Genomic DNA, 26,250 nt, shown 5'->3' with positions numbered 1-26,250 from the left:
GACTTTTAGAATAGGATTGTGATTCCTTTAGCTACGTTATAATAATTCAAATTTATTCTTTTGACAAGCTAAATATTTTTGAATATCCTACTTCTTAGCATCCCCAAACCTGAAGAGGCGCATATGTAAACGCCATCTCCAGAAGGGAACAAGATCATTTTTTAGCTGTTATTATTTCTTAATCCAATCGGTTGTCTGTTGCTCTTCTTTAGCAGCGCGACGTGCAAACCATGTGGCTAACAATGATCCGGAAATATTATGCCATACACTGAAGATTGCGCTTGGAACAGCCGCTAAAGGATTAAAGTGAGCTGCGGCAAGACTTGCACCTAGCCCTGAATTTTGCATACCAGTCTCAAAAACGATCGCTTTACGTTGAGCAGGATTCATACGGATCGCTTTGGCAAATAAATAACCAAGCAGATATCCTAGCCCATTATGTAAAATCACTACTAGGAAAATCAATAATCCTGTTTCTACGATTTTGTCACGATTTAAACCGACCACTATCGAGACAATCAGTACGATTGCGAGTGTAGATACAAAAGGCAACGCCACGGTAGCTGCTTCAGCTTGTTTGCGAAATAATGATTTTACGATTACACCCAGTACAATCGGAACGATAACCACTTTAAGAATATCAAGAATAAGACTGCTCGCACTGATATCCATCCATTGTCCAGCAAGTAATGAGATCATCGCAGGTGTAGCTAGTGGAGCAATCAAAGTCGATACAGAAGCAATAGATACCCCAAGCGCTACATCTCCTTTAGATAGAAAAGTCATCACATTAGAAGATGTTCCACTTGGACAACAACCGACTAGAATAACACCTACAGCAATATCCGGTGGAAGTTGTAACGCAATCGCTAGACCATACGCAAGTAAAGGCATAATAATATAGTGTCCAACTACCCCGAGCGCTACATCCAGTGGACGGCGAAAAACTTCGCGGAAGTCAGCGGAAGATAATGTTAACCCCATACCAAACATCACAATTCCAAGCAATAACGAAATCTGTCCTTTCAAACCGGTAAATAAAGTGGGCATAAAAAATCCAAGTAAAGCAAACAATATTACCCAGATCGAAAAGGTATCCCCTACAAACTTACTTACTTTGGCAACAGCATTCATGATGTGATCTCCTATTCTACGTAATATAGTTCATCCAACGTTGATTGTCTCGACAATAATATTCAGGTAGATAGCACCTTAATTATATTATTCTCCACCAACGCTTTAATGCGTAAAAACTAAAGTATGCAAATTTTACTATAAAAGATTTTACATGGCTATTGTTTTTTATTTCACATATAAGGCATGATAGATACATAAAAGCCAACTCGTAACCTCATCACCATCAGAGTAATCGTGATAACTGTCTATTTCATTTGATAAAAAGGAGAGTCAAATATGCCTACAAACAATGATATTGCTCAGCGTTATCAAGTCGGTATTTTGTTATTTGATGAAGTAGAAGTGATGGATTTTGCAGGACCATTTGAAGTATTTTCGCTTGCTGAGACTGTGGATAAGCAGAAATTATTTCAAGTCCATACGTTATCTCCAGATGGTGAACTTATCAGCGCTCGTAATGGATTAAAAGTACAACCTGACTATGCGATTCAAGATATGCCAATACTTGATATTTTGATTATTCCGGGCGGGTATGGGGCGGAAGAGATCATTATTCATGATCCAGTGATTATCGAGTGGATTCGTACACAAGCCACTCAGGTCAAGGTACTAGCTTCTATCTGTACAGGCGCATTGGTGTTAGCAGAAGCGGGATTATTGGATGGACGGGAAGCCACCACACACTGGATGGATCTTGATCGGTTACAACAAGATTATCCTGAAGTAATCGTCAAATCAGGTGTGAAATTTATAGATCAAGGATCGATTATGACCTCCGCAGGCATCTCCGCAGGGATTCATTTGGCATTACATATTGTAAGTAAATGGGTTAATATAGAGTGTGCTCGTACAGTGATTAGACGAATGGATATAGATATTGAGATGTAACAGAAAGCACTTATTATGGAGAAAAGAGTGATTAACGATGTTTCACGGTCAGGCGATTTTGCCAGCAGCCAAAAGTATGAAGCAATTCGAACAAATCTTATCCAGTTCGTATGAATATGGTGTGTTTTTGGATACTCATATTGCACAACTCAAAAATATTTATAAAATGGCAAATCAACATCAGAAGAAAATGTTTTTGCATGCCGATCTGGTACACGGGCTTAAAAACGATGAATATGCCGCAGAATACTTATGTCAGGAAATTAAGCCTCATGGGATTATTTCTACGCGTGGTAATATGATTTTGAAAGCCAAGCAAAAAGGGGTAATTGCGATTCAGCGTGTATTTATGCTGGATACAATCGCATTAGAAAAAAGTTATGCTCTACTGCAAAAAACGCAACCTGATTATATCGAAGTGTTGCCGGGTGTAGTGCCACATATGATTAAAGAAGTGATTGAACGGGCGAATATCCCTGTTTTTGCAGGAGGCTTAATTCGGACTGCTGATGATGTAGAACAGGCGCTTGCGGCAGGTGCTACAGCGGTGACGACATCTAACGATCATCTGTTTGCTCACTACCGTACAGACAAGTGAAAAACACCAATCATGAAGATCACATGAAAATTGTCATGTTGACACCGCTTACATGTTACGATATGATGAACTTATCAAGTTAATAATGTGACGGAGAACCGGAGAGCCACGCAAAGACCCCCTGTACCTAATGGGGTGGTTTGCAGTGGCTTTTTCTGTTGTCTATCGGTTGAAATAACTTGCTACTTTGAATGGAGGGAATTTAATGTCACCATTTATAGCTGAATTAGTAGGAACCATGATTCTTATTGCATTAGGTGCTGGCGTTTCTGCAGGTGTTGCTTTAAAAGGATCATTTGCAGAAAGTTCAGGCTGGATGGTTATCACTGCAGGTTGGGGTCTTGGAGTTGGAATGGCGGTGTATGCCGTAGGCGATATTAGTGGCGCACACTTGAATCCAGCTGTAACTTTAGCACTTGCGTTTAATGGCGATTTTGCATGGAGTCAAGTTCCATCGTATATTTTGGCACAGATGATCGGAGCGATGGCAGGTGCATTGCTGGTCTACTTACAATACTTACCACACTGGAAAGCAACTCCAGATGCGGCTACCAAATTAGGCGTATTTTCAACGTCTCCAGCGATTAAGCATCCTGTGGGAAATATGTTGAGTGAAATTATCGGTACATTTATTTTTGTCATGGTATTGTTATCTATGGGTGCAAATCAATTTACAGAAGGTGTTCATCCATTAATTGTAGGTTTATTAGTCGTTAGTATCGGCTTATCGCTTGGAGGAACAACCGGATATGCGATTAATCCAGCGCGTGATCTCGGACCTCGTCTGATGCATACTTTATTACCGATTGCAGGCAAAGGACCTTCCAATTGGAGATATGCTTGGGTTCCATTTATCGGCCCATTGTTAGGCGGTTCAATTGGCGGCTTATTTTACAAAAATGTATTCCAGGGTCAAAGCACACCGATATTATGGGTGCTGTTAGTGGTGACGGCTGTTTGTTTATTTGTCGCTCATCGTTCAGGTCGCAAAACACAAGATTCTGTTTCTCACAAAGCAACAGCTTAAATTAAATACATTCATATTACGTATATCACTCGAGGAGGAACTTATTTATGGAAAAATATATTATGGCACTGGATCAAGGAACAACAAGCTCACGCGCAATTTTGTTTAACAAAAAAGGTGAAATTGTGTATATGGCACAACGTGAATTCCCGCAATATTTCCCTAAACCAGGTACTGTTGAGCAAAATGCGAACGAAATTTGGAGTTCAATTCTAGCGGTTATCGCTTCTTGCCTTTCTGAATCGGGTATCAAGCCTGTACAGATCGCAGGAATCGGTATTACAAACCAACGGGAAACGACAGTAGTCTGGGATCGTAAAACAGGTGATCCAGTCTATAACGTACTGGTATGGCAATCTCGTCAAAGTGCTGAAATTTGTGATGATCTTAAAAAACGTGATCTTGAACAGACATTCCGTGACAAAACAGGATTGTTAATCGATCCTTATTTCTCTGGTACCAAAGTCAAATGGATTCTGGATCATGTAGAAGGTACACGTGAACGTGCAGAACGTGGTGAATTGATGTTCGGTACGATTGATACATGGCTCATCTGGAAATTATCTGGTGGTAAAGCACATGTGACGGATTACTCCAATGCTTCTCGTACTTTAATGTACAATATTTATGAGCTGAAATGGGACGAAGAATTACTGGATATCTTGGGTGTTCCTGCTTCCATGTTGCCAGAAGTACGTCCGTCTTCCGAAGTCTATGCACATACCGTTGATTATCATTTCTTTGGTCAAAATATTCCGATTGCTGGCGCAGCAGGAGATCAACAAGCTGCATTGTTCGGACAAGCTTGCTATGAAAAAGGATCGATCAAAAACACATACGGTACAGGTTGCTTTATGCTGATGAACACAGGGGAAGAACCGATTCGTTCAGAGCATGGTCTAATTACAACGATTGCTTGCGGTGTAGACGGCAAAATTCATTATGCGCTAGAAGGAAGTATCTTTGTAGCTGGTTCTGCTATTCAATGGTTACGTGATGGTCTACGTATGTTCCGTGATGCCGCAGACAGTGAAGCTTATGCTGCTCGTGTAGAATCGACAGATGGCGTATATCTTGTCCCTGCTTTTGTCGGATTAGGAAGTCCATACTGGGATAGTGAAGTCCGTGGAGCGGCTTTCGGTCTTAGCCGTGGCACAACCAAAGAACACTTTATCCGTGCAACACTTGAGTCATTAGCGTATCAGACCAAAGATGTATTAACCGCTATGGAAAGTGATACAGGGCTCAAAGTCGAATCACTTAAAGTGGATGGTGGGGCAGTGAAGAATAAATTCTTAATGCAGTTCCAAAGCGATATTCTGGGTGTTCCTGTAGATCGTCCTGTAGTGAATGAGACAACTGCTTTAGGCGCCGCTTACCTTGCAGGACTTGCAACAGGATACTGGACAAGTCTAGATGAGATTGCAGCAACACATGAAGAATTGAACGATCAATTTACACCGAATATGGAAGAATCTCGTCGTGAAAGTCTATATGCTGGCTGGCAAAAAGCGGTTCATGCAACTATGGCTTTCAAATAAACGATCCATTTTTATAGCTCTAAAGTAGAACCCTTTCTCGCAGTAAGAGAAGGGGTTTTGCTCTGCCTATTTTCAAAAAGTTAATGCAATACCATTTATAATATGCTAACATTTCAAATGATAATGATAATCTTTATCATTTGAAAGAATCATATACTATAAATAAAAGGCGGTTATAGAGCATGTCTATTTTCAAAACATTCGGTATGATCTTCACCACAATTCTCTGTGTGGCAATTCTAGTAGCTTGTGGTCAAAGTACAACACCAACAGCTTCGACATCTGCACCAACATCAACAGATACACCTGCACCAGTGACTGATTCCACCATTACATATCAAGCGGCAAATGGAGAAGTTAAGGTTCCTAACCATCCTCAGCGTGCTGTAGTACTTGCAGATAGTTATTATGGGTATTTATATGCGCTAGGGATTAAGCCTATTGCAACGATCGATTATGTTTTTCAAAGTACATTTTTGAAAGAGTCAACAGAAGGTGTCACTAATCTTGGCGATAAGCCAGATGTAGAAAAAATATTAGCCCTGGATCCAGACTTGATTGTCGTCTGGGATAATGATGCGAATATAGAAAAATATCAGCAAATTGCACCTACAGTAGCGATTAAGTATGGTCAATATACGTATCAAGAGCAATTACAAGAAATCGGCAAAATGACAGGTACAGAAGATAAAGCCAAAGACTTAGCAGCAACATGGGAATCTAAAATTAAGGAAGCCAAACCTAAAGTACAAGCGGCTGTAGGTGACAAAACCATTTCTATTCTTCAGCCATATGCAAAAGGCATCTATGCTATGGGTGATACCTATGGTCGTGGTGGAGAAATTATCTATGGAGCACTAGGTCTCAAAGCTACACCAATGATGCAAAAAGAAGGAATCGATAGCGGTGCAGGTTTTGCGAGTATTTCTTTAGAAAATCTACCTGATTTTGCAGGCGATTATATTTTCACTTCACCATGGGGTGGAGATGATGATAAAGACGGGAACACCGTATACAACAGTAGCCTATGGAAAGACTTGCCGGCTGTGAAAAGCAATCATGTGTACCGAATTGATCCGGTCGCCTATTATTTCAACGATCCTATTTCAATGAATGCACAGTTTGATTATATTGTGAAAAGCTTAACTCAATCCCAATAGATCGCTCAAAATGTCTAAAAAATTGTCTAAATTCTTTGCTACCCTAAAGCATCTATGGTACAATAGAGTTAACAAGTTAATAATAACGTCATGAGACTTTGGAGAGACCACGAGTACACGCGGTAGATAGTAGCCGTTTTAGTGTAATTATTCGTGGTCTCTTTTTTATTGCTTATGATTGGTAAAATAAACCATGTACAGCGTTAAAAATAAGGAGGACGTAAAAATGAATACAACATTTTCGGCACAAAATAGAGCAAATGCTTTGGAGCATATGAGTAGTGAAGTACTAGATGTATTGGTTATCGGTGGCGGAATCACTGGATCAGGAATTGCACTAGATGCGGTCACACGCGGTATGACAACAGGTCTAGTCGAAATGCAAGATTATGCAGCAGGTACATCCAGCCGTTCTACCAAATTAGTGCACGGTGGATTGCGTTATTTGAAGCAATTTGAAGTGAAAATGGTAGCTGAAGTGGGTAAAGAACGTGCAGTCGTTTATGAAAATGGCCCGCATGTCACTACACCGGAATGGATGCTTCTTCCTTTCCACAAAGGCGGAACATTCGGTAGCTTCAGTACTTCGATCGGTCTACGTATATACGATTACTTAGCAGGCGTCAAAAGAAATGAACGTCGCAAAATGTTGAGTGTCAAAGAAACAATGGGTAAAGAGCCATTGATCAAAAAAGACGGTCTGCAAGGTGGCGGTTATTATGTAGAATACCGTACCGATGATGCTCGCTTAACGATCGAAGTGATCAAAGAAGCGGTAAAACGTGGTGCTTATGCAGCTAACTATACCAAAGCTTCTGAATTTATTTATGAAAATGGCAAGCTGAAAGGTGTTAAAGTCACCGATACGATCAGCGGTCAAGAATATAGCATTTTCGCACGTAAAGTGATTAATGCAGCAGGTCCATGGGTGGATACGCTTCGCCAATTGGATAAATCCAAAAAAGGTAAAGTGTTACAAATGACGAAAGGAATTCATTTGGTGATCGATCATGAGCGTTTCCCACTGGAACAAGCTGTGTATTTTGATACACCAGATGGTCGGATGGTATTTGCGATTCCTAGAGATGGCAAAACGTATGTAGGAACAACCGATACGGTCTACAAAGCAGATCCTATTCATCCGCAAATGACACTGGAAGATCGTGATTATGTATTGAAAGCGATCAACTATATGTTCCCAACAGTTAAAGTAACAGCGGCTGATGTCGAATCAAGCTGGGCAGGTGTACGTCCACTGATCTATGAAGAAGGTAAAGATCCTTCTGAAATTTCGCGTAAAGATGAAGTATGGCAATCGGCAAGTGGATTGATCACCATCGCAGGTGGTAAATTGACCGGATATCGTAAAATGGCTGAAATGGTTATCGATCTAGCTGCTGAATTGATCGGTAAAGAGCAAGGCAAAAAGTTCAAAGCTTGTCAGACCAAACACATGGCGATGTCTGGTGGCGATGTTGGTGGTTCCGCTAACTTACCTGCTTTTATTTTGCAACAAGGGGATAAAGGTAGACAAGCAGGCTTAACACATGAACAAGCTGAATATTTAGCAGGATTCTACGGATCAAATGTAAGTAAATTATTTGATCTGGTACGTCAAGCCGATCCGATTGCAGATGAGCTAGGATTACCAGCAGATATTCGCGCACGTATTGCTTATGCGATTCAAGAAGAAATGACTGTAAAACCTGTCGATTTCTTTATCCGTCGTACAGGCGCATTGTTCTTCAATATCAACTGGGTACATGAATGGAAACAACCTGTGATCGAGTATATGTCTAGACGCTTCAACTGGACAGCTGATCAAAAACGTCGTTATACAGATGAACTAGAAGGTCATTTACATGATGCTGTAGTGCCTTCAGATGCTCCAACTAAAAGCGAATTTGCTGTTTAAAATGGATTGAAATATAAATGTTCTCTAATCCAAGACTCTTCCTTTATAGGGGGAGTCTTTTTTTGTATTTAGAGTAGTCAACTACGACTTTAGTCTAGGGTCTTTTTCTTCTATAGACTGATGAGTTGCTGATCAAGATATGCTACAGTGTAATTAAGAAAAAAGGTATAGAAAAGGGGTGTGTAAGGATTATGATTAAACGGGCTGTTCTTGCACCAGTATTGTTGTTATTAGGAGTATATTTATTTTTGAATCCAGGTGGATCGACAGGAGTAGGTACGATTTTTGCTACATTTTGGCCAACACTATTTGTGATTCCGTTAGGGCTATTTTTTCATTGGTTACACTTTTCGCTTTTGGAATCGAAAAAGACAGGGTTGTTAATTCCAGGAGGTATTTTACTTGGAGCAGGTGTAGTGAGTCAGATTGCTGCATTATTTGATCTATGGTCAGTCGTATGGCCGGGTTACATACTGGCAGTAGCAGTAGGATTATTTGAATTTTACTGGTTAGGTTCGCGTAACAAATGGTTGTTGATTCCGATTAATATTTTAACGGTATTGGGATTGTTGTTTTTGGCTGTATTCTCTTTAGATTCGATGTTGCATCATGTGGTATTTGTACAACCTTTAATCGCACTGGCTTTTCTATTAGGTGGAGCATGGTTGTTAGTAGATCGGAAGCATAAAGTAAAATAACATATCGTACGATGTGCCAAAGGAAAAGTACAAAAAAAAGCGATTAGCCCCTACATAGGATGCTGATCGCTTTTTTTGTGCTTGATATCTAGCCTTTTTTTGAATTTTCTAAAGCATAATTAGCAAAAATGGGTAATATACTTCATATGTCTACATGTATACATACATTGATCTTATATATAGATAGATCATACAAAGGGGAGCAAGGTATGGAATTTTTGAATTTGATATTGGTTATTGTGCTTATTTTATTAACAGCCTTTTTTGTAGCATCTGAATATTCGATTATTCGTGTACGTATTTCTAAGATTAATCAACTGGCTGAAGAAGGCAATAAAAATGCAGTCGCTGTCCAGAATATTATTTCTAAATTGGATGAATTTCTATCTGCTTGTCAGTTGGGGACAACATTAACCTCGCTAGCACTAGGTTGGTTAGGGGAATCGACAATTGAAGAATTACTGCATCCTGTATTTGTTTGGGTACAAGTACCAGCAGGATTGGAATCGATTATATCGTTTATTATTGCTTTCTTATTATTGACCTATTTCGAAGTGTTGATCGGCGAACTGGTTCCCAAATCGTTTGCGATTCAATTGGCAGAGCCGATGGCGTTATTTTTTGCTCGTCCGATGATGGTCTTTTACCGAATCACATATCCGTTTAACTGGGTGTTAAGTCGTTCGGCACGTCTGATTACAGGTTTATTCGGAGTTAAGCCGATCTCTGAGCAAGATGCAGCGCAAAGTGAAGCTGAATTGCGGTTCGCTCTGTCTGAAGGATTCAAAAGTGGAAATATTACACCGACCGAATATCGTTATTTGAATAATGTATTTGAATTTGATGAATTAGTCGGTAGTGAAATTATGGTTCCACGTACAGAGATGAAGTATATTGGACATGAAGCCCAGTTGACTGACTTCTATGAGCTGGTTAAAGAAGAACCGTACAGTCTTATTCCGGTGGCTCTAGATGGAGATAAAGATCGAATTATTGGTTTGCTCAATGTCAAAGAAGTCTTGCGCGATGCTGTTAGTCATCCGCATACACCAACAGATCCTATCGCTCCCTTTATCAAGCCAGTACTACAATTAATAGAGACGGTCCCTGCTCGTGAATTGCTCGGACAAATGCAAAAACAAAATATTCATATGGCGGTATTACTAGATGAATATGGTGGGACAGCAGGTATGGTGACATTGGAAGATATTTTGGAGGAAATTGTTGGTGATATTCCGTCCAAGTCCGATATCGAACCCGCGGCTACGCCTGCTATTCATAAGCTAGGTGACAAGCATTATCGTCTACAACCGTTAGCATTGATTCATGAAGTGAATCGTCGTCTAGGCACAGATATTGAAGCGGGTGAAGCCTATACGATTGGTGGTTGGATCTGGGCGCAGAAATTCAATATTCATGAAGGTGAATCGGTACGTGTGGAAGATTATGAATTTACGGTGACTCGTATGGAAAATCGTCATATCAAAGAAATCGAAGTGACTACGTTTGAGGAAGAATATGAAGAAGAGCAAGACTAATCATTTTCGTCTATTCCATGAGAATGGTATACTATAACAAGTTCGTATACTCAAAGAGGTGATTATAGATGGCTAAGAAAAATAGAGCATCTGCAAGACCGACAGCTACACCAGCACAAGATCGACCAGCCACACTCAAAGACATGCTAAGCGCTGATGTACTGGATAAGCTCAAAGCACAAGCCAATGAGCTTAAAGTCGAAGAGCAACAACGCAAAGAACAACAGCAACAAGAAGCAGATGATGCACGTAAAGCAGAACAAAAACGTCGTGATAACGATTTTGAATATTTGCTTGAAAACACCAAACAAGACTGGAAAAAGTTCAAATAAATAGATCAGTTATGGTGCTGAATCTATAAGCATTATAGTCTTGAACAGGTATACAGAAATGAACTAAATGCCGGTATTGTGCTCGCAGGAGTGCCGTATCGGCATTTGTTATACACATGCTAAATACAGAAAGTAGGAATGAGTTATGAGCGGGCAGACAAGAGCAAATATCAAACCAGGCATTGAAGTCGATATTGTACTCAAACAAGATCAACGAACCAATAAATTAACAAGAGGGATTGTCAAAGATATTTTGACTAATTCACCGAATCATCCACATGGAATTAAAGTGCGTCTTCAATCAGGAGATGTAGGACGAGTTAAAAATATTATTAATAGCAACGTGTAATGTTTAATGTCTAGTAGAAACAGTCGAAAGGATGATCACTAATGAAAAAGAATAGACTCGGTACATCCGATTTAATCGTAGGTGAGATTGGACTAGGTTGTATGTCTCTTGGAACAGACGAGAGCCAAGTAATTCCGCTACTTCATGAAGCGCTTGATCTAGGCATTAACTTTTTGGATACGGCTGATATTTATGATAACGGGCACAACGAAGAATTGATTGGAAAAGCGATCAAAGGTCGCCGCAGTGAAGTGATTATTGCTAGCAAAGTAGGAAATACCCGTGTAGAAGGTCAAGAAGGCTTAGTCTGGAATCCTTCCAAAGCGCATATTATGGAAGCTGTGAAAGACAGCTTACGACGCTTACAGACAGACTATATTGATCTATATCAATTGCATGGTGGTACATTGGATGACAATATGGATGAAACGATCGAAGCTTTTGCGCAATTAAAAAGAGAAGGGCTTATTCGCGAATATGGTATTTCGTCGATTCGTCCGAATGTTATTCGCGAATATGTGGATCGTTCGCATATTGTCAGTGTCATGAGTCAGTACAGTATTTTGGATCGTCGTCCTGAAGAAGAAGTATTGCCATTACTCACGCAAAAAGGGATCAGTGCGATCGTACGTGGAGCTGTCGCAAGTGGAGCATTAGCAGATGGACGTGAAGACAAAGCACAGAAGGGCTACTTGGACATTAGCGGGGAAGATGTTGTAAGTCTACGACAACAATTAGAACCTCTTACACAGGCAGATAGAAGCCTTTCACAGACGGCTATTCAATATGTACTGTCTCATCCAGCAGTTGCTGTACTTGCAGCAGGAGCAAGTTCTTCCCAGCAACTTCGTGAAAACGTAGAAGCAGCTTCTTCACCTGCGTTAACCGATGATGAATTGCAATTGATTCGTTCAATTCGTCCGGCTAATCAATACACACAACACCGTTAAACTTAATCGTTAAATATATGAAAAAGCATTCATATTCGCATTTTAAATAATTATTCTATTTTTTTGTGCTCATATCGGTCTAACGGTCTTATTTTGGGTTAATAATAAGACAGTGTAGTTGAGAGGAGAATAACAATGTGGAATGCGCTAATGTGGGGTGCGATAGCAGGCTCTGCTGTTTTATTGGGAGCTTTAGTTGCAATGTATTTCAATATGCCCAAAAAGATTATCGGCTGGATCATGGCATTTGGTACGGGAACACTGATCGGTGCGGTTGCTTTTGAATTACTATCGGATGCGGTAGAAGATGGAGGGATCTGGGCAACAGGTATAGGATTTATGGTAGGTGCGATTGTATATACGGCATTTGATCTATACATATCCCGTAAAGGGGGAGCCAACCGTAAGCGTTCCTATATGAGCAATGGAGAACCTTCTTCATCGTCTACGTCATCATCCAAAGAAAAAGAAGGAAGCAGTCAAAGTGGACTTGGGATATTTGCCGGTACAGTAATGGATGCAATTCCTGAATCGATTATGATCGGAGCTAGTCTACTTGCAGGTCAAGGTGTTAGTCTGGTATTGGTTATTTCTATCTTTGTCAGTAATATTCCTGAAGGGTTATCCAGTACCGTAGGACTGAAGCAAAGTCATTACTCACGAGGCAAGATTTTTGGTATGTGGGCAGTCGTGTTAGTGATCTCTGCATTAGCATCGATGGCAGGCTATCTATTCTTAGAACTACTACCTAATGAGATCAAAGCAGGTATCGGTGCTTTTGCCGGTGGAGGGATTATTGCCATGATCTGTTCTACGATGATGCCAGAAGCTTATGAAGACGGTGGTCCATTAGTAGGATTGATCGCTTCACTAGGTCTATTAACAGCACTATTATTAAGCATTGGATCGTAATTGTTAATCACATTCTAGCTGTGTTACAAAAAGAGCTTATTCGGTGTATATTCTATCGATAAGCTTTTTTTGTCATCTTCTCAATCATTTGGTATACTAATTGATAATCATTATCAGTAGGGGGAGAGAGTCGTATGCGGGGAACACTTTTTACAGAAATGTACGCAGGTAGAGACTTGCTGATTTATTTACCACCTTCTTATGATAAAGCATCGTATCCGTTGCCAGTGGTATATGTCCATGATGGTGGAGATGTATTTGATTTGGTATTGAACGGGACATTATATAATTTAGAACAACGCTTTGCTGCTGGAACTTTACCTGAATTAATTCTAGTAGGGATTACTGCATATGATCCTCTGGTTGAATATACGCCGTGGTATGCACGTGCTCTTTATCCGGGATTGGGTCATGGGGATTTTGGCGGACGAGCAACTGAATATTTGAATATGATTGTCCATGAGATCAAACCGTGGATTGATCAGCACTTTTATACAGATGATCGTCCAGAGATGACAGGGATTGTGGGTAAGTCTTTGGGTGGTCTGGTGTCTTTATTTGCCGCTTATGTCTATCCCCATGTATTTGGTAGAATCGGATTAATGTCGGCTTCGCTCTGGTATGAAGGCTTTATCGAATTTATGAGAGAGCGTCAGCATTTATCTTCTGATCTGCGGATCTATATGGATCTAGGCAATCTAGAAGGTGTAGGCAAAGCGAATCGTCAGCGCTTGATTCAAACCTGTACAGATGAAGCAGTGGATATTTTGTTAAATAATATTCCAGCATCACATTTCTACTTTGAACGCATCAAAGGTGATGATCATGATCCAGAAACGTTTTATCAGCGTTTTCCTGATCTGATGGGCTGGTTATTTGATAAAAAAACAGTCGGTTTATTGAAATAATGAATCCTTTTAATCCAGTGATCATATACTATTCTTGCTAAATAGGCATAAAGAGCAGATAATAAAGATAGCAACATCTTCATATTAAGAGATTATATTTAGTTATTGTTGCTTTTTAATATCCTAAATCTAAAGGAGGCTTCACTTCCTAATGGAAAGAATAGAATCGGAAGATCAATACCGCAATTTGATTAATGGTGATGACCTGACTGTGATCAAATTTGATACCAACTGGTGCCCGGATTGCAAAACGCTTGATCGTTTTATGGTCGATATTATCGAAAAAAACAACGATAAGCAGTTTTTTGCCATGGATGCTGAGAAGTTTCAAGATTTGGCAGAGCAAAATGAAGTAAGAGGTATCCCAAGTTTATTGGTATATCGCAATGGTGAGAAAATCGCTCATTTGCATAGTAAATTTGCTAAAACACCCACCCAAGTTGCTGAATATCTAGCAACTGTAGAGTAAGACACACAAAAACGCCCGAATGGAATAATTTCCGTTCGGACGTTTTTATATACATATTATAATGCTATAGAGATATAATTAGCTTTGTACAGATAATTCACTTACCGTTAAATCTTTACGCTTCATAATTAAATGTTCCACACTTCTGAAATGCCCTAACAATTCATGAGCCTCATCATCACTTAGACCACGAATACTTTCAACTAATTTATTAGACATGATTTTGTACATGCCATCTAGTGCTTCTTCACCTTTACTGGTGATCGAAATACTCACATATCGGCGATCCTGATCGGATCGTGTACGTTCAATCAACTCTTCTTGTCCTAACTTATCGCAGATTTGTGTAACGGCACTAGTAGTCAGACCTGTTGCCCGGACAATGTCTGTACCATATTGACTGCCGTTTGCTAGCAAGAAGTGTAGGATATACACTTCTGTAGCATTGGACTTAAGTTGTCTCATCAAGGTGGGAAGTTCCATAATACGTGGCATACGATCCACAAGTGTTAAATAACTTTTGAGAAGTTCATTAGACGTTTCCAAATTGTAAATCCTCCTTCGATATATATAAATAAAACTCTTAATTAACTATCGTTGCATACTGCACTATACAACAACAATTAACAGTAAAAAACGAAAGTAAATATGAAAAAGATACTAAGGTTTCGAACATTCTTAAAACTTCCTTAACATTATAGTAATTTGTTACCATACTATCGTCAATGCAAATTCGACAGATTGAGACAAGTAAACGTTATCATTGACGTAAAATTGAACATTTTTTATAATTAAAACTAAAAATATTGTATTTGGCTATCATTTGGTGTGATGACCAATCTATTACAAATCATAAAGGTGGCTGCTATACATTGAATAATTCTTCACTTTCTTTTATAACGATGGATGAAATTGTGCGTGAAGGTGATCCGATTTTGAGGAAAGTGGTCGATCCTGTCAAACTTCCATTATCAGAAGAAGATCGAAAACGCGCGAATCGAATGATGGAATTTCTAAAAAAATCACAGGATGAACAGTTAGCCGAAAAATATGGGCTACGTCCGGGCATTGGATTGTCAGCTAACCAGATTGGTTGGAATGGAAGAGTGTTTGTTGTGTACTTTACGGATGATCAAGATCGTCAACTGGAATATATTTTTTGTAATCCCAAATTAGTGAGCCATTCAACAGCAATGGTATATCTTGAGCATGGAGAGGGATGCTTGTCGGTTGATCGTGATGTAGAAGGGTTCGTACCACGATATGAGAAAATAACAATTAAAGCATTTAATCCTGAGGGTAAGCCGTTTACTTTGAAGTTAAAAGGTTTTGCAGCTGTGGTGATGCAGCATGAATTAGATCATTTGAACGGTGTGATGTTCTATGATCACATGGATAAAAAAGATCCTAACCGCTTGCCAGATGTCGAATTTATCCGCCCACTGTAATGAAGATTGCGGTTATATGTTCTTATTATAACACACCGTTGGATATTATGGATGAAAATGGATTAATATTATTAATAAACTAAGTTATTATTATATCGGTGAAAAGACTGCTGTTATGAAGGCAGTCTTTTTAAATTCGTTATATGATATGATAAATAGAACGAAACAAAATCTCAAAGTATGGTATGATTCTGATTTCTGTAAGCGTTTTATCTAAAACGGCAAACAGATGTTGTAGAAAGTAGGGTGAGTCATGTGGAAGCCGTTTATTGAACGAATTAATAATGTGAAAATAAAAAACAAATTGATTTTTGCATACATTTTTATTGTTGCGCTTCCTATATTGGGAATAGGTGGGGTTGTAGTCGATTATTTTAGACAATCCGCTTTGGACAATGCGATTGCACAGACCACTAATAATGTAGAACGTGTCAAAAACCAGATGGATACGATGTTACGTGTACCGATCGATATTTCCAATAAGTTATTATTTGATTCCAGACTTAGCGATGTAGTCAATACAAGGTACACCAAAGTATATGATCTTGTGGTGGCTTACAATAATTATCAAGAATTTCAAGAATATCTACGCTTATACTCTGAAATCTCAGCAATCCGATTCTATACCACTAATAATACGATTCAAAATAATTTAGAGTTTATGAAAGTAAATAGTGAAGTACGGGATAGTAAATGGTATCAGACCGCTATCAATAGTCGCAAAATCAACTGGATCTATCGTAATGATGTGGAGATTAGTGAGACCAAAAAATTAAGTCTGGTACGCAAAATTAATTTTACTGACTATACAACCAATGGTGTGTTAGTGATTGAACTTAGCCAATCGTATCTTAATTCGATATTGAGTGCAGAGCCATTTGAGACGATGATTCTGGATAACAGCGGGTATGTAGTCGCTGCTAAAGATGTGTCTTTAATCGGCAAAACGTTAGGTGACCCCGAGTTAGGGATTGGAACAGATCTACAAGGTAAAGGAATCTATGAACGCAGTGTCAAAGGACAACTGTCCAATATTGTTGTCGATGAAGTGATGCCAGAAAGCAGTGACAATGGCTTGAAGATCATTTCAGTCTTTGCGAATGAAAGTATTGTTCGAGACTCGAATCGTATTATTCTTATTGGTACTGGGTTACTGGTGTTAATTTTATGTACAGGATTAATGTTCTTATACTTGATCTCTCGCCTGATTACACGCCGTCTATCCGGTCTAAGCCGTCAAATGAACAAAGTAGGTACCGGCGACCTCAAAGTGGTCTCTCATATTGCAGGAGCCGATGAGATCGGTCAATTATCACGTAAATTCAATGATATGGTAGTCAGTATACGGACATTGATGGATCAAGTATATGAATCCAATGAACGTAATACTCGCCTTGAAGTCAGTCAAAAAGAAATTAGCTTTAAAATGTTAGCCAGTCAGATCAATCCGCATTTTTTATTTAATGCGTTAGAATCGATCCGAATGAAAGCTCATATTCGCGGAGAGCAAGAAATCGCTTATATTGTACGTTTACTAGGCAAATTGATTCGTAATAATTTAGAAATTGGTATGAAAAATACAACCTTACAAGGTGAAATGGAATTAATTAAATCATATCTGGAAATTCAAAAGTTCCGATTTGGCGAACGATTGAATTATGAGTTACTGATTGATCCTCAGACCAAAGATGTAGCGATTCCGCCGCTGATTATTCAGCCACTTGTCGAAAATGCGATTATTCATGGTCTGGAAAGCCGTGAAAATGGTGGACTGATTATTATTCGTACACTGCGTATTGATCATGATGTCATGATTGATGTGATCGATAATGGAACAGGAATATCAGAGGAACGATTACAATGGGTCAAAAATTCTCTTAAAGTGGATGAAAGTCAGGAAGGCGATCGTATCGGACTACGCAATGTGCATCAGCGCTTGATTTTGTCTTATGGTGCGTCCTATGGACTTCATATCTCAAGTATGATCGGAGAAGGCACTCAAATCTCATTTAAAGTACCAGCAACAGATTGAATAAAGTCAGGGGGCAATAAATAATGTTTAAAGTAATGATCGTAGATGATGAACCGGCGATTCGTGAAGGACTAAAAACAATTATTAATTGGAACGAGATTGGATTTGAAGTAGTGGATGCTGCGGTGAATGGACGAGATGCACTACAAAAATTTGAGCGTTGGAAACCAGATTTGACGATTATGGATATTCGTATGCCAGGGATGAGCGGGCTGGAAGTGATTGAACAGATCCGAGAACAGTATCAACATGCTCATTTCTTGATTTTGAGCGGACATGCAGACTTTGAGTATGCACGTAAAGCACTTGGATACGGGGTCGATGGATATTTACTCAAGCCTGTTGATGAAGATGAGATGCAAGATGAATTACGCCGTGTGTATGGATCTCTTCATCGGCAACAGCAAGATATGATTGTTCATATTCCTGAGACACCATTATATGAAAAAGTAGAACAATTTCTAGGATCTTCTTCTGCTTCTCAACAAGGAGAGGACATACTTGATCTAGATTGGGAACGTTACCAAATAATTATATTGGAGTTTTGCCATTTGCATGGTGAGGAAAGTATTCAATTATTTGCTCAATTGCAGAAGTTCTCAGATTGTACTTCCGATCAACATCATCGCCTGATTTTTCGAGCAGGTCAATATATCGGGCTACTTACCGAAAAGCCGTATGTCCAAAATCATGAATTAATACAATTGAAAGAACAGCTATGGTCACTTCTACATGCTCAACCTGAAATATATCTAGGGGCAAGTGATGTGGTTAGCGATCAGGAGGATCTTCGTTCCATCTATCAAGAAGCATTATCTTTTATGGGGCAACGATTCTGGTCTGATGATCATGGCGTATTATCGAAAGAACTGGCTGAAATCTGGAAAAAAGAAGAATCCAGTGCTGAAGCTCCGTTAGCAGGAGAATGGTCAGATCGTCTTTATTACACCGTTGATATTCGCAATCTAGCTGCGGCAGAACGTGTACTGAATGAATTATGTGATGTATGTTGGAAAGCTCGCTTATCCGAACGTGAAGTAAAAAGCTTGTGTTCTCATGTGTTATCGCTGGCGCTTAGTCGATTACCTGCTAGTGTGCCAGGTTCAGGATCGGCTGTACAACAATGTCTATCTTTGATTCCTGAATTGTATGCTGTATCTACAACCAAACAGATGATTGCTCTGGTGGTGAGTCGATTAGATCAATTGTTACAGTCGATCAATCATGGGACTCATGAATCGGTGATGAAGCAGATGACTGATTTTATCCAGCGTAATTACAGTGACAATCTCAAGCTTGAACTGCTGGCTGAAATTTTTAACTATAATAGTGCTTATCTTGGCAAAATGTTCAAAACCCATACGGGTGAGTCATTCAACCATTTTCTAGATCAGGTACGGTTAGAGCAAGCCAAATCATTGTTGGCACAAGGAATGAAAGTGCATAAAGTAGCTTCACAAGTTGGCTATGCAAATGTTGATTATTTTCATAGTAAATTCAAAAAATATACAGGAATATCTCCTTCTGCGTATCGAGATCAAGAAAGTACAGACTCCTAATCACTAATTAGCAGGGGGTGTTTAATCTATTTTGGACAAGCTATGGAGGGATAAGTTTACTTTCAAACTGGTAATGTAAGCGATATCTAATTTTTATATGAATTTATGTATAATTTAGAAGGTATAAATAGAAAGCGCTTTCTTTTATAATCGGTATATACCCCTAAGTCGTATGACAATAGGGATGAAGAAGCGGACCCGTAAGGGATGAATGATCGATTATAGGAGGGTGGACTGTATTATGGACACAACAACCAAGCGTGCTTCTTCTAAAAAGGGAGAGCGAGTATCCAAAACAACGATCAAAAGAGGCGGCGGCTTCTGGAAATTATTTAAACAGCAAAGATATCTTTATCTGATGTCACTGCCGTTTGTGATCTGGGCATTTATTTTTAGTTATGTTCCTTTGTGGGGCTGGACCATGGCTTTCCAGAATTATAAGCCAGCCAAATCGTTTTTTGATCAGAAGTGGGTTGGATTTGATCAATTTACAGCCTTATTCGCAGATCAGCAGTTTTACTTAGCTCTCCGCAATACGTTAGCGATGAGCTTTATGGGTCTGATTTTTGGATTCGTTGTTCCTGTAATCTTCGCTATTTTACTTAATGAAGTGAAAGGGATGTTTTTCAAAAGAACGGTACAGACCGTTTCGTATCTTCCTCACTTTGTATCATGGGTCGTTGTAGCAGGTATTGTAACCAAATCGTTATCGACTGATGGTGGTATTGTCAATGAACTATTAGTATCGATGCATATTATAGATCAACCGATTCAATTTATGGCTCAGGGCAAATGGTTCTGGGGAATTGTAACCGCTTCAGATATTTGGAAAGAGATGGGTTGGAATACGATTATCTATCTTGCAGCTATCACGGGTATTGACCAGGAACAGTATGAAGCTTCTCGTGTAGATGGAGCAGGACGCTTCCGTCAGATGTGGCATATTACACTTCCAGGTATGCGCACCACGATTACCGTGCTGTTGATTATGTCGATCGGACATTTGGTGAGTATCGGTTTTGAGAAGCAATTCTTGCTCGGTAACAATTTGGTACAGGATTATTCACAAGTGCTTGATTTATACGCGTTGAAATATGGATTGGAAATGAACCGTTATTCTTACGGTACAGCTATTAGTATTTTCAACTCGGTGATTAGTATTATCTTGTTGTTTACAGCTAATGGAATTTTCAAGAAAACAACCAAAGAAAGCATTATGTAAATAATTCGTATTCAAAAGGAGGCGAGCGACCATGGCAGCAAACAAAGCATTTAATGCGACCAGAGGCGATAAAATATTCGATATTTGTAACACGATAGTGATGTTAATGGTACTTATAGTCACGTTATATCCTTTCTTGAACGTACTGGCTATTTCGTTAAATCAATCGACAGATACGGTTCGAGGCGGTATTCATATTTTCCCAAGAGCGTTCACTTTAGAGAACTATGCAACTATTTTCCAGTATCAAGGATTGTTAACAGGGGCATGGATCTCGGTACTCAGAACAATTGTAGGGACTATACTTGGATTGCTTAGTGCTTCGATGCTGGCATTTACACTAAGTCGGGTCGATTTTCAAGCTCGTAAATTCATTTCTACATTTCTAGCGTTAACGATGTATGTGACTGCTGGTCTTGTGCCTACGTTCTTGTTGATGAGAGATTTGCACTTGATCGGAACATTCTGGGTCTATGTATTACCTGGTATCGTCAGTGCATTTAACGTATTTATTATCCGCTCCTTTATCGATGGCTTACCGTACGCATTACAAGAATCAGCGAAGCTAGACGGAGCGAATGATTTTACAATCTATTGGAAAGTTATTTTGCCACTATGTAAGCCAGTACTAGCTACGATCGCCTTGTTCTTGGCTGTTGGACAATGGAACTCATGGTTTGATACGTATCTGTATAATGCGAGCAGTCCAGAATGGACTACCCTACAGTACGAGTTGATGAAAGTATTGCAACAAAGTACACAACAAAGTGGTGCAGTCAACGCAAACGATATGGCAAAACAGATGGCAAGTATTTCACCAGAATCGATTCGTATGGCGATCACGATTGTAGTAACGTTACCGATCTTGGCTGTGTATCCGTTCTTGCAAAAGTATTTTGTAAGCGGTATGACACTGGGTGCTGTTAAAGCTTAATGTTGGCTATCGGGTGGTGTCTCACCACCTTAGCATATAGTGTTTTCTAACCTGCTCTATGATCAAAGTAATATCTATATTCAAAAGGGAGGCAATTTTAATGCCGAGAAAATTATTCAGATATGCTTTAGCTCCACTATTAGTGGTAGCACTTGCGAGTGTCACTGCATGTGGAAGTTCAGATCCAGTAGAAACAGAAACATCCGATGTATCTACACCGATGACGATTTCATTTTTTGGTTCTGATGCGAACCCAACGTGGAATGGTATGCAAGACGAAGTTGGTAAAGAAATCACAAAAGCAACCAATGTTACAATCAATGCCGAGTACGATGTAAGTGGCGGCGGTACACAGAAAATTGCTTTGATGACGGCTTCAGGTACGTATCCAGATATGATTTTCCCTAAAGGCTCCATTACCAAATTAGTCGAAGCAGGGGCATTGATTGACCTGACTGACCTTATTAATAAATATGGCCCAAATATCAAAAAAGTATATGGAGATGACCTTGCTCGTCTACAATACAGCAAAGAAGATCCTTCGATCTATGTATTGCCAACCAATGCTGGCGTAGGGCAAACAAGCTTTGACGCAGGTGGTGGATTTGAAGTTCAACATGCTGTGATGAAAGAAATGGGCTATCCTAAAATCGAAACTGTTAAAGATTTCGAAAAAGTATTAAAAGATTACAAAGAAAAACATCCAACGATCAATGGACAACCAACGATTCCATTGTCATTGAATGCTGATGATTGGAAAATTATGATTACGGTTACAAACCCTGGTTTCTTAGCGACAGGTGCACCGGATGATGGAGAATTCTATATCAATCCTGAAACGTATGAAGCACAACTTCATTACAAACGTCCAGAAGAAAAAGAATACTTCCGCTGGTTAAACCATATGTATAACGAAGGTTTGTTAGATCCTGAGACGTTCACACAAAAAACAGATCAATACAATTCTAAAATTGCGAGTGGACGTGTTCTAGGTCTAATCGATCAAGATTGGGATTACCAACAAGCTGAAAATGCTTTGAAATCTTCAGGTATGCCTGAACGCACATACGGTCATTATCCTGTACAGTTAAACACAGAAACAAAAGATCGTTCTTTCCAAGATATCGGAGCACCTGTAGGTTATGGTGTAGGGATTACAACATCTGCTAAAGATCCTATTCGTATCATCAAATTCTTAGATTGGATGTCTTCTGATGAAGCTCAAATCTTGAATCAATGGGGTATCGAAGGTAAGCACTATGAAATGAAAGATGGCAAACGCATTATTCCTGCGGATGTTCAAGATAAAAAAACCAACGACAACACGAACTTTGTTAAAACAACGGGTGTCAGTGGATATACTGCATTTGGTGTTCATTATGGGGATGGAGTAAAAGATTCAACAGGTAACTACTACACTACCAACTTCCCTGAACAAATCATTGCTGGTTACACTGCTGCTGAAAAAGAAACATTAAAAGCTTATGGTGCAACAACATGGAAAGATATCTTCCCACAAAAAGATGAATTCCCTGTTAAACCATGGGGTGCGGCTTATAACTTACCAGCACCAGATGATCAAGAGTACACAGTAAACTTCCAAAAAGGACAAGATATTGTTCGCAAACGTATTCCTGAAGCAATCTTAGCTTCTCCAGAAGAGTTTGATACTGTTTATGATGAAATGGTTGCTGAGCTAAGTACAGAACCGATGAAAAAAATGGAAGCATCGTATACACAATTAATCAAAGATACGGTTGAATTGTGGAGCAAACCTGTAGCTGCCAAATAAACAGAAACTACACATCACAAAAAAGGTAACACCATAACAAGAGGGGCTTCGGATTCACGAAGCCCCTTTATGTATGAATTGAATAGGGAGGTCAAAATATGATCGATCAACAGAGCAAGCCATTATGGCAACTATGGTACAACCAACCTGCGCAACTCTGGGAAGAAGCGTTGCCTATTGGAAATGGTCGTCTGGGTGGAATGGTATTCGGAGGAATCCAGCATGATCGTATTCAATTAAATGAAGATACATTATGGTCAGGTAAGCCTCGTGAGACAGTCAACAGAAGTAGCCTAACTCAACTGTCCAAAGTACGAGAACTTATTCTGGATGAGCAATTAGAAGAAGCACAGTCGATTATTAATACTCAAATGTTAGGGCAAGATACAGAAGGGTATCAACCGGCTGGTGATCTGTGGGTGGATCTCGAGTATTCTTCCGATGAACCTGTGATTACAGATTACCGACGTGAGCTACTATTGGATCAAGCTCTAACTCGTACTTCATGGCAAGCAGATGGACAATATATAGAAAAAGAAGTATTTGTCAGCCATCCGCAACAAGTTATGGTCTACCGCTTGCGTACTCATGGAGAACAGCCACTGAATATCCGTGTGCGTTTAGATAGTGTGCAACCTCATCGAATCTATACACAAGATCATGAATTATCTTTAAGTGGATATTGCTTACCAAGTATCGAAGATTATCGCCAGTATGAACCACCGTACAACTATGATGCCGAAGCAGAACATGGTATTCATTTTCATATGGGGGTCAAAGTGTATCTGGATCACGGTCGTATTCAGGCTCAAGAGGAGCAATTATGGATTCAAGATGCTCATGAAATCATGATTGTATTGTCGATAGTAACTGATTTTGAAGGGTACGATAAGCCCTCTGGAAGCAGTGGACGTATCTTGTCCGAAGAAAGTCTAGCGTTTATCAATGAAGCAGGAAGTATCGGATACGAATTATTGTTACAACAGCATGTCGATGATTACAGCCGTCTATTTAACCGTGTAGAGTTAGAACTAGGCGATGAACAAGCTCAGGAGACCTCCACTTCTGTTGTCAATCATGAATTACCGACGGATCAACGACTACAGCAGTATCAACAACATCGTCATGATCCAACATTAGAAGCACTTTATTTCCATTATGGAAGATATTTGTTAATTGCGTCTTCGCGTCCGGGAAGTGAGCCTGCTAATCTACAAGGGATATGGAATGAACATGTCCAAGCACCGTGGAATAGTGATTATACAACCAATATCAATACCCAGATGAATTATTGGCCTGCTGAAGTATGTCAGTTGTCTGAATGTCATCAGCCGTTATTCCGAATGATTGAAGATCTGAGTCAGAGTGGTCAAGAAGTGGCGAAAGTACACTATGGGGCTAAAGGTTGGACGACACATCACAATAGTGATCTCTGGCGACTGGCTGTACCCACTCAAGGCGATGCAAGCTGGGCATTCTGGCCATTAGGGGGTATCTGGTTATGTGCCCATTTGTGGGAGCATTATGAATACAATCGAGACTTGGACTTTTTACGTGATTCTGCTTATCCCATTCTCAAAGAAGCTGCACAATTTGCGCTTGATTGGTTAGTAGAAGATCGTCAAGGTTATCTCGTGACGATTCCGTCCACTTCACCAGAAAATAAATTTCTGACCACAACAGGTGAACCTTGCAGTACATCAGCGACATCAACTATGGATATGACTCTGATCCGTGAATTATTTCAGCATTGTATTACCAGTACAGCATTGCTAGAAGTCGATCAAGAGTGGGCAATCACACTCCAAAAGGCTTCTGAGCGCCTATATCCTTTTCATATTGGTCGTCATGGTCAGTTGCAAGAATGGTATCGTGATTATGAAGAGCACGAGCCAGGTCATCGTCATGTGTCTCATTTGTATGGTCTTTATCCCGGCAATGAGATCAATCGTTATCAGACTCCTGAGCTTGTAGAAGCTGTGCGTGTCTCGCTGGAACGACGTATTCAGCATGGTGGCGGACATACAGGTTGGAGTTGTGCATGGTTAATTAATCTCTATGCTCGTCTATTAGATGGAGAGACGGCTCATGAATTTGTAAGTACATTACTGGCACGTTCTACATATCCCAATCTGTTTGATGCTCATCCTCCATTTCAGATAGATGGTAATTTTGGTGGAACAGCAGGTATTGCTGAAATGTTGCTACAGAGCCATTTACAAGAACTGCATCTACTCCCTGCTTTGCCAAAAGTATGGAATAAAGGCAAAGTTAAAGGGCTGCGTGCGCGTGGTGGATATATTGTTGATATGAGCTGGCATCAAGGAGAACTGCTTGAAGTCACAGTAGAATCACCGTTTCATGGAACATGTCGATTAGTGAGTTCTACGGCTTTGCAATTAGATGATCCGTTGACTGCTTGTACGGTTACTGAACCGAATCATTCACAACATGACTTTGTACTGGAGTTTACTGCTGAAGCGGGCAGAAGTTATAGATTGATAGCAAATAGCTAAATATCGCAACTTATTCGTTGCCAAAATCAATGAATATGACGCTTATTTATCTTTTTCCTTCTATATATAAATATATTCTTATTGAATATGAAATTATTATTATAATAATGAGATCGAGAAAAAAAGTCATACTTTCTGTTCAAAGCAGAGAATATGGCTTTTTTCTATAAGAATATTCACGATTTGTTTATATTTTCAAAGAAATAAAAGAGAAATTAAAAGAATATGAATGAATACCGAATCAAAAAGGGTGAATTGTGGTAATAGATACTATAACCTAGCAACGTAATTGGTAAAGTGCTCCTACATTTGGAGTCACTATGGC

At 39.5% G+C, this 26,250-nt stretch carries 23 protein-coding genes; 21 read left to right on the top strand and 2 right to left on the bottom strand.

Going from position 1 to position 26,250, the window contains the following annotated elements:
• Positions 1 to 171: 171 nt before the first annotated feature.
• Entirely contained in the window at positions 172 to 1,134 is a 963-nt protein-coding gene (locus PTI45_RS00945) for a bile acid:sodium symporter family protein (RefSeq protein WP_069325676.1), read from the bottom strand.
• Positions 1,135 to 1,431: 297 nt separating this feature from the next.
• On the opposite strand from PTI45_RS00945, the gene PTI45_RS00940 reads away from it, so the two are divergent.
• From PTI45_RS00940 to PTI45_RS00875, 14 genes are all read left to right on the top strand, one after another.
• Positions 1,432 to 2,025 (top strand): DJ-1/PfpI family protein, encoded by a 594-nt coding sequence (locus tag PTI45_RS00940; protein WP_217492684.1) that lies wholly within the window; start codon positions 1,432 to 1,434, stop codon positions 2,023 to 2,025.
• A 37-nt stretch (positions 2,026 to 2,062) separates the two neighbouring features.
• Positions 2,063 to 2,623 (top strand): glycerol-3-phosphate responsive antiterminator, encoded by a 561-nt coding sequence (locus PTI45_RS00935; RefSeq protein WP_069325674.1) that lies wholly within the window; start codon positions 2,063 to 2,065, stop codon positions 2,621 to 2,623.
• 205 nt (positions 2,624 to 2,828) lie between these two features.
• On the top strand, positions 2,829 to 3,650 hold the full coding sequence (locus tag PTI45_RS00930; RefSeq protein WP_069325673.1) for an MIP/aquaporin family protein: 822 nt from the start codon (positions 2,829 to 2,831) through the stop codon (positions 3,648 to 3,650).
• Positions 3,651 to 3,697: 47 nt separating this feature from the next.
• A complete protein-coding gene (gene glpK, locus PTI45_RS00925; protein WP_069325672.1) occupies positions 3,698 to 5,191 on the top strand; it encodes a glycerol kinase GlpK in 1,494 nt (497 codons plus the stop codon).
• Positions 5,192 to 5,373: 182 nt separating this feature from the next.
• On the top strand, positions 5,374 to 6,351 hold the full coding sequence (locus PTI45_RS00920) for an iron-hydroxamate ABC transporter substrate-binding protein (RefSeq protein WP_069325671.1): 978 nt from the start codon (positions 5,374 to 5,376) through the stop codon (positions 6,349 to 6,351).
• A gap of 226 nt (positions 6,352 to 6,577) precedes the next feature.
• Positions 6,578 to 8,266, top strand: a complete 1,689-nt coding sequence (locus tag PTI45_RS00915; protein WP_069325670.1) for a glycerol-3-phosphate dehydrogenase/oxidase — start codon at positions 6,578 to 6,580, stop codon at positions 8,264 to 8,266.
• Positions 8,267 to 8,457: 191 nt separating this feature from the next.
• Entirely contained in the window at positions 8,458 to 8,964 is a 507-nt protein-coding gene (locus PTI45_RS00910) for a hypothetical protein (protein ID WP_069325669.1), read from the top strand.
• A gap of 209 nt (positions 8,965 to 9,173) precedes the next feature.
• Positions 9,174 to 10,502, top strand: a complete 1,329-nt coding sequence (locus PTI45_RS00905; protein WP_069325668.1) for a hemolysin family protein — start codon at positions 9,174 to 9,176, stop codon at positions 10,500 to 10,502.
• Between the two features lie 68 nt (positions 10,503 to 10,570).
• A complete protein-coding gene (locus PTI45_RS00900) occupies positions 10,571 to 10,834 on the top strand; it encodes a YqkE family protein (RefSeq protein WP_069325667.1) in 264 nt (87 codons plus the stop codon).
• A gap of 145 nt (positions 10,835 to 10,979) precedes the next feature.
• Entirely contained in the window at positions 10,980 to 11,183 is a 204-nt protein-coding gene (locus tag PTI45_RS00895; protein WP_069325666.1) for a YwbE family protein, read from the top strand.
• 41 nt (positions 11,184 to 11,224) lie between these two features.
• Complete coding sequence (locus PTI45_RS00890; protein ID WP_069325665.1) at positions 11,225 to 12,133, top strand: aldo/keto reductase; 909 nt, start codon at positions 11,225 to 11,227, stop codon at positions 12,131 to 12,133.
• A 135-nt stretch (positions 12,134 to 12,268) separates the two neighbouring features.
• Entirely contained in the window at positions 12,269 to 13,045 is a 777-nt protein-coding gene (locus PTI45_RS00885; RefSeq protein WP_069325664.1) for a ZIP family metal transporter, read from the top strand.
• 134 nt (positions 13,046 to 13,179) lie between these two features.
• On the top strand, positions 13,180 to 13,953 hold the full coding sequence (locus tag PTI45_RS00880; RefSeq protein ID WP_069325663.1) for an alpha/beta hydrolase: 774 nt from the start codon (positions 13,180 to 13,182) through the stop codon (positions 13,951 to 13,953).
• Between the two features lie 151 nt (positions 13,954 to 14,104).
• Positions 14,105 to 14,422 carry a thioredoxin family protein gene (locus PTI45_RS00875; protein ID WP_069325662.1) on the top strand — a complete coding sequence of 106 codons (318 nt, stop codon included), beginning with the start codon at positions 14,105 to 14,107 and terminating at the stop codon, positions 14,420 to 14,422.
• 78 nt (positions 14,423 to 14,500) lie between these two features.
• On the opposite strand, the gene PTI45_RS00870 is transcribed toward PTI45_RS00875, so the two are convergent.
• Positions 14,501 to 14,968: a MarR family winged helix-turn-helix transcriptional regulator gene (locus tag PTI45_RS00870; protein WP_069325661.1), complete on the bottom strand. Its 468-nt coding sequence runs from the start codon at positions 14,966 to 14,968 to the stop codon at positions 14,501 to 14,503.
• Positions 14,969 to 15,294: 326 nt separating this feature from the next.
• Between PTI45_RS00870 and def the strand changes: the two genes are divergently transcribed.
• From def to PTI45_RS00835, 7 genes are all read left to right on the top strand, one after another.
• On the top strand, positions 15,295 to 15,870 hold the full coding sequence (gene def, locus PTI45_RS00865) for a peptide deformylase (RefSeq protein ID WP_069325660.1): 576 nt from the start codon (positions 15,295 to 15,297) through the stop codon (positions 15,868 to 15,870).
• 253 nt (positions 15,871 to 16,123) lie between these two features.
• Positions 16,124 to 17,902, top strand: a complete 1,779-nt coding sequence (locus PTI45_RS00860; RefSeq protein ID WP_069325659.1) for a sensor histidine kinase — start codon at positions 16,124 to 16,126, stop codon at positions 17,900 to 17,902.
• A 23-nt stretch (positions 17,903 to 17,925) separates the two neighbouring features.
• Positions 17,926 to 19,461, top strand: coding sequence for a response regulator transcription factor (locus tag PTI45_RS00855; protein WP_069325658.1), 1,536 nt, complete (start codon positions 17,926 to 17,928; stop codon positions 19,459 to 19,461).
• 241 nt (positions 19,462 to 19,702) lie between these two features.
• Entirely contained in the window at positions 19,703 to 20,683 is a 981-nt protein-coding gene (locus PTI45_RS00850) for an ABC transporter permease (RefSeq protein WP_069325657.1), read from the top strand.
• A gap of 31 nt (positions 20,684 to 20,714) precedes the next feature.
• Positions 20,715 to 21,617, top strand: coding sequence for a carbohydrate ABC transporter permease (locus tag PTI45_RS00845; protein ID WP_069325656.1), 903 nt, complete (start codon positions 20,715 to 20,717; stop codon positions 21,615 to 21,617).
• Between the two features lie 100 nt (positions 21,618 to 21,717).
• Complete coding sequence (locus PTI45_RS00840; RefSeq protein ID WP_069325655.1) at positions 21,718 to 23,409, top strand: ABC transporter substrate-binding protein; 1,692 nt, start codon at positions 21,718 to 21,720, stop codon at positions 23,407 to 23,409.
• Positions 23,410 to 23,507: 98 nt separating this feature from the next.
• Positions 23,508 to 25,925, top strand: a complete 2,418-nt coding sequence (locus PTI45_RS00835) for a glycoside hydrolase family 95 protein (RefSeq protein ID WP_069325654.1) — start codon at positions 23,508 to 23,510, stop codon at positions 25,923 to 25,925.
• Positions 25,926 to 26,250: the final 325 nt, after the last annotated feature.

Source organism: Paenibacillus nuruki (assembly GCF_001721045.1).
GTDB lineage: Bacteria > Bacillota > Bacilli > Paenibacillales > Paenibacillaceae > Saccharibacillus > Saccharibacillus nuruki.
The sequence above is the reverse complement of the archived record's forward strand: the minus strand, read 5'-3'. Positions and strand labels throughout refer to the sequence as shown.

What these genes read in the sequence shown, in the direction of transcription:
- PTI45_RS00945 (WP_069325676.1), bottom strand. Translation starts at nt 1,134, where the DNA reads ATGAATGCTGTTGCCAAAGTAAGTAAGTTTGTAGGGGATACCTTTTCG.
- PTI45_RS00935 (WP_069325674.1), top strand. Translation starts at nt 2,063, where the DNA reads ATGTTTCACGGTCAGGCGATTTTGCCAGCAGCCAAAAGTATGAAGCAA.
- PTI45_RS00930 (WP_069325673.1), top strand. Translation starts at nt 2,829, where the DNA reads ATGTCACCATTTATAGCTGAATTAGTAGGAACCATGATTCTTATTGCA.
- glpK (WP_069325672.1), top strand. Translation starts at nt 3,698, where the DNA reads ATGGAAAAATATATTATGGCACTGGATCAAGGAACAACAAGCTCACGC.
- PTI45_RS00920 (WP_069325671.1), top strand. Translation starts at nt 5,374, where the DNA reads ATGTCTATTTTCAAAACATTCGGTATGATCTTCACCACAATTCTCTGT.
- PTI45_RS00915 (WP_069325670.1), top strand. Translation starts at nt 6,578, where the DNA reads ATGAATACAACATTTTCGGCACAAAATAGAGCAAATGCTTTGGAGCAT.
- PTI45_RS00910 (WP_069325669.1), top strand. Translation starts at nt 8,458, where the DNA reads ATGATTAAACGGGCTGTTCTTGCACCAGTATTGTTGTTATTAGGAGTA.
- PTI45_RS00905 (WP_069325668.1), top strand. Translation starts at nt 9,174, where the DNA reads ATGGAATTTTTGAATTTGATATTGGTTATTGTGCTTATTTTATTAACA.
- PTI45_RS00900 (WP_069325667.1), top strand. Translation starts at nt 10,571, where the DNA reads ATGGCTAAGAAAAATAGAGCATCTGCAAGACCGACAGCTACACCAGCA.
- PTI45_RS00895 (WP_069325666.1), top strand. Translation starts at nt 10,980, where the DNA reads ATGAGCGGGCAGACAAGAGCAAATATCAAACCAGGCATTGAAGTCGAT.
- PTI45_RS00890 (WP_069325665.1), top strand. Translation starts at nt 11,225, where the DNA reads ATGAAAAAGAATAGACTCGGTACATCCGATTTAATCGTAGGTGAGATT.
- PTI45_RS00885 (WP_069325664.1), top strand. Translation starts at nt 12,269, where the DNA reads ATGTGGAATGCGCTAATGTGGGGTGCGATAGCAGGCTCTGCTGTTTTA.
- PTI45_RS00880 (WP_069325663.1), top strand. Translation starts at nt 13,180, where the DNA reads ATGCGGGGAACACTTTTTACAGAAATGTACGCAGGTAGAGACTTGCTG.
- PTI45_RS00875 (WP_069325662.1), top strand. Translation starts at nt 14,105, where the DNA reads ATGGAAAGAATAGAATCGGAAGATCAATACCGCAATTTGATTAATGGT.
- PTI45_RS00860 (WP_069325659.1), top strand. Translation starts at nt 16,124, where the DNA reads ATGTGGAAGCCGTTTATTGAACGAATTAATAATGTGAAAATAAAAAAC.
- PTI45_RS00855 (WP_069325658.1), top strand. Translation starts at nt 17,926, where the DNA reads ATGTTTAAAGTAATGATCGTAGATGATGAACCGGCGATTCGTGAAGGA.
- PTI45_RS00850 (WP_069325657.1), top strand. Translation starts at nt 19,703, where the DNA reads ATGGACACAACAACCAAGCGTGCTTCTTCTAAAAAGGGAGAGCGAGTA.
- PTI45_RS00845 (WP_069325656.1), top strand. Translation starts at nt 20,715, where the DNA reads ATGGCAGCAAACAAAGCATTTAATGCGACCAGAGGCGATAAAATATTC.
- PTI45_RS00840 (WP_069325655.1), top strand. Translation starts at nt 21,718, where the DNA reads ATGCCGAGAAAATTATTCAGATATGCTTTAGCTCCACTATTAGTGGTA.
- PTI45_RS00835 (WP_069325654.1), top strand. Translation starts at nt 23,508, where the DNA reads ATGATCGATCAACAGAGCAAGCCATTATGGCAACTATGGTACAACCAA.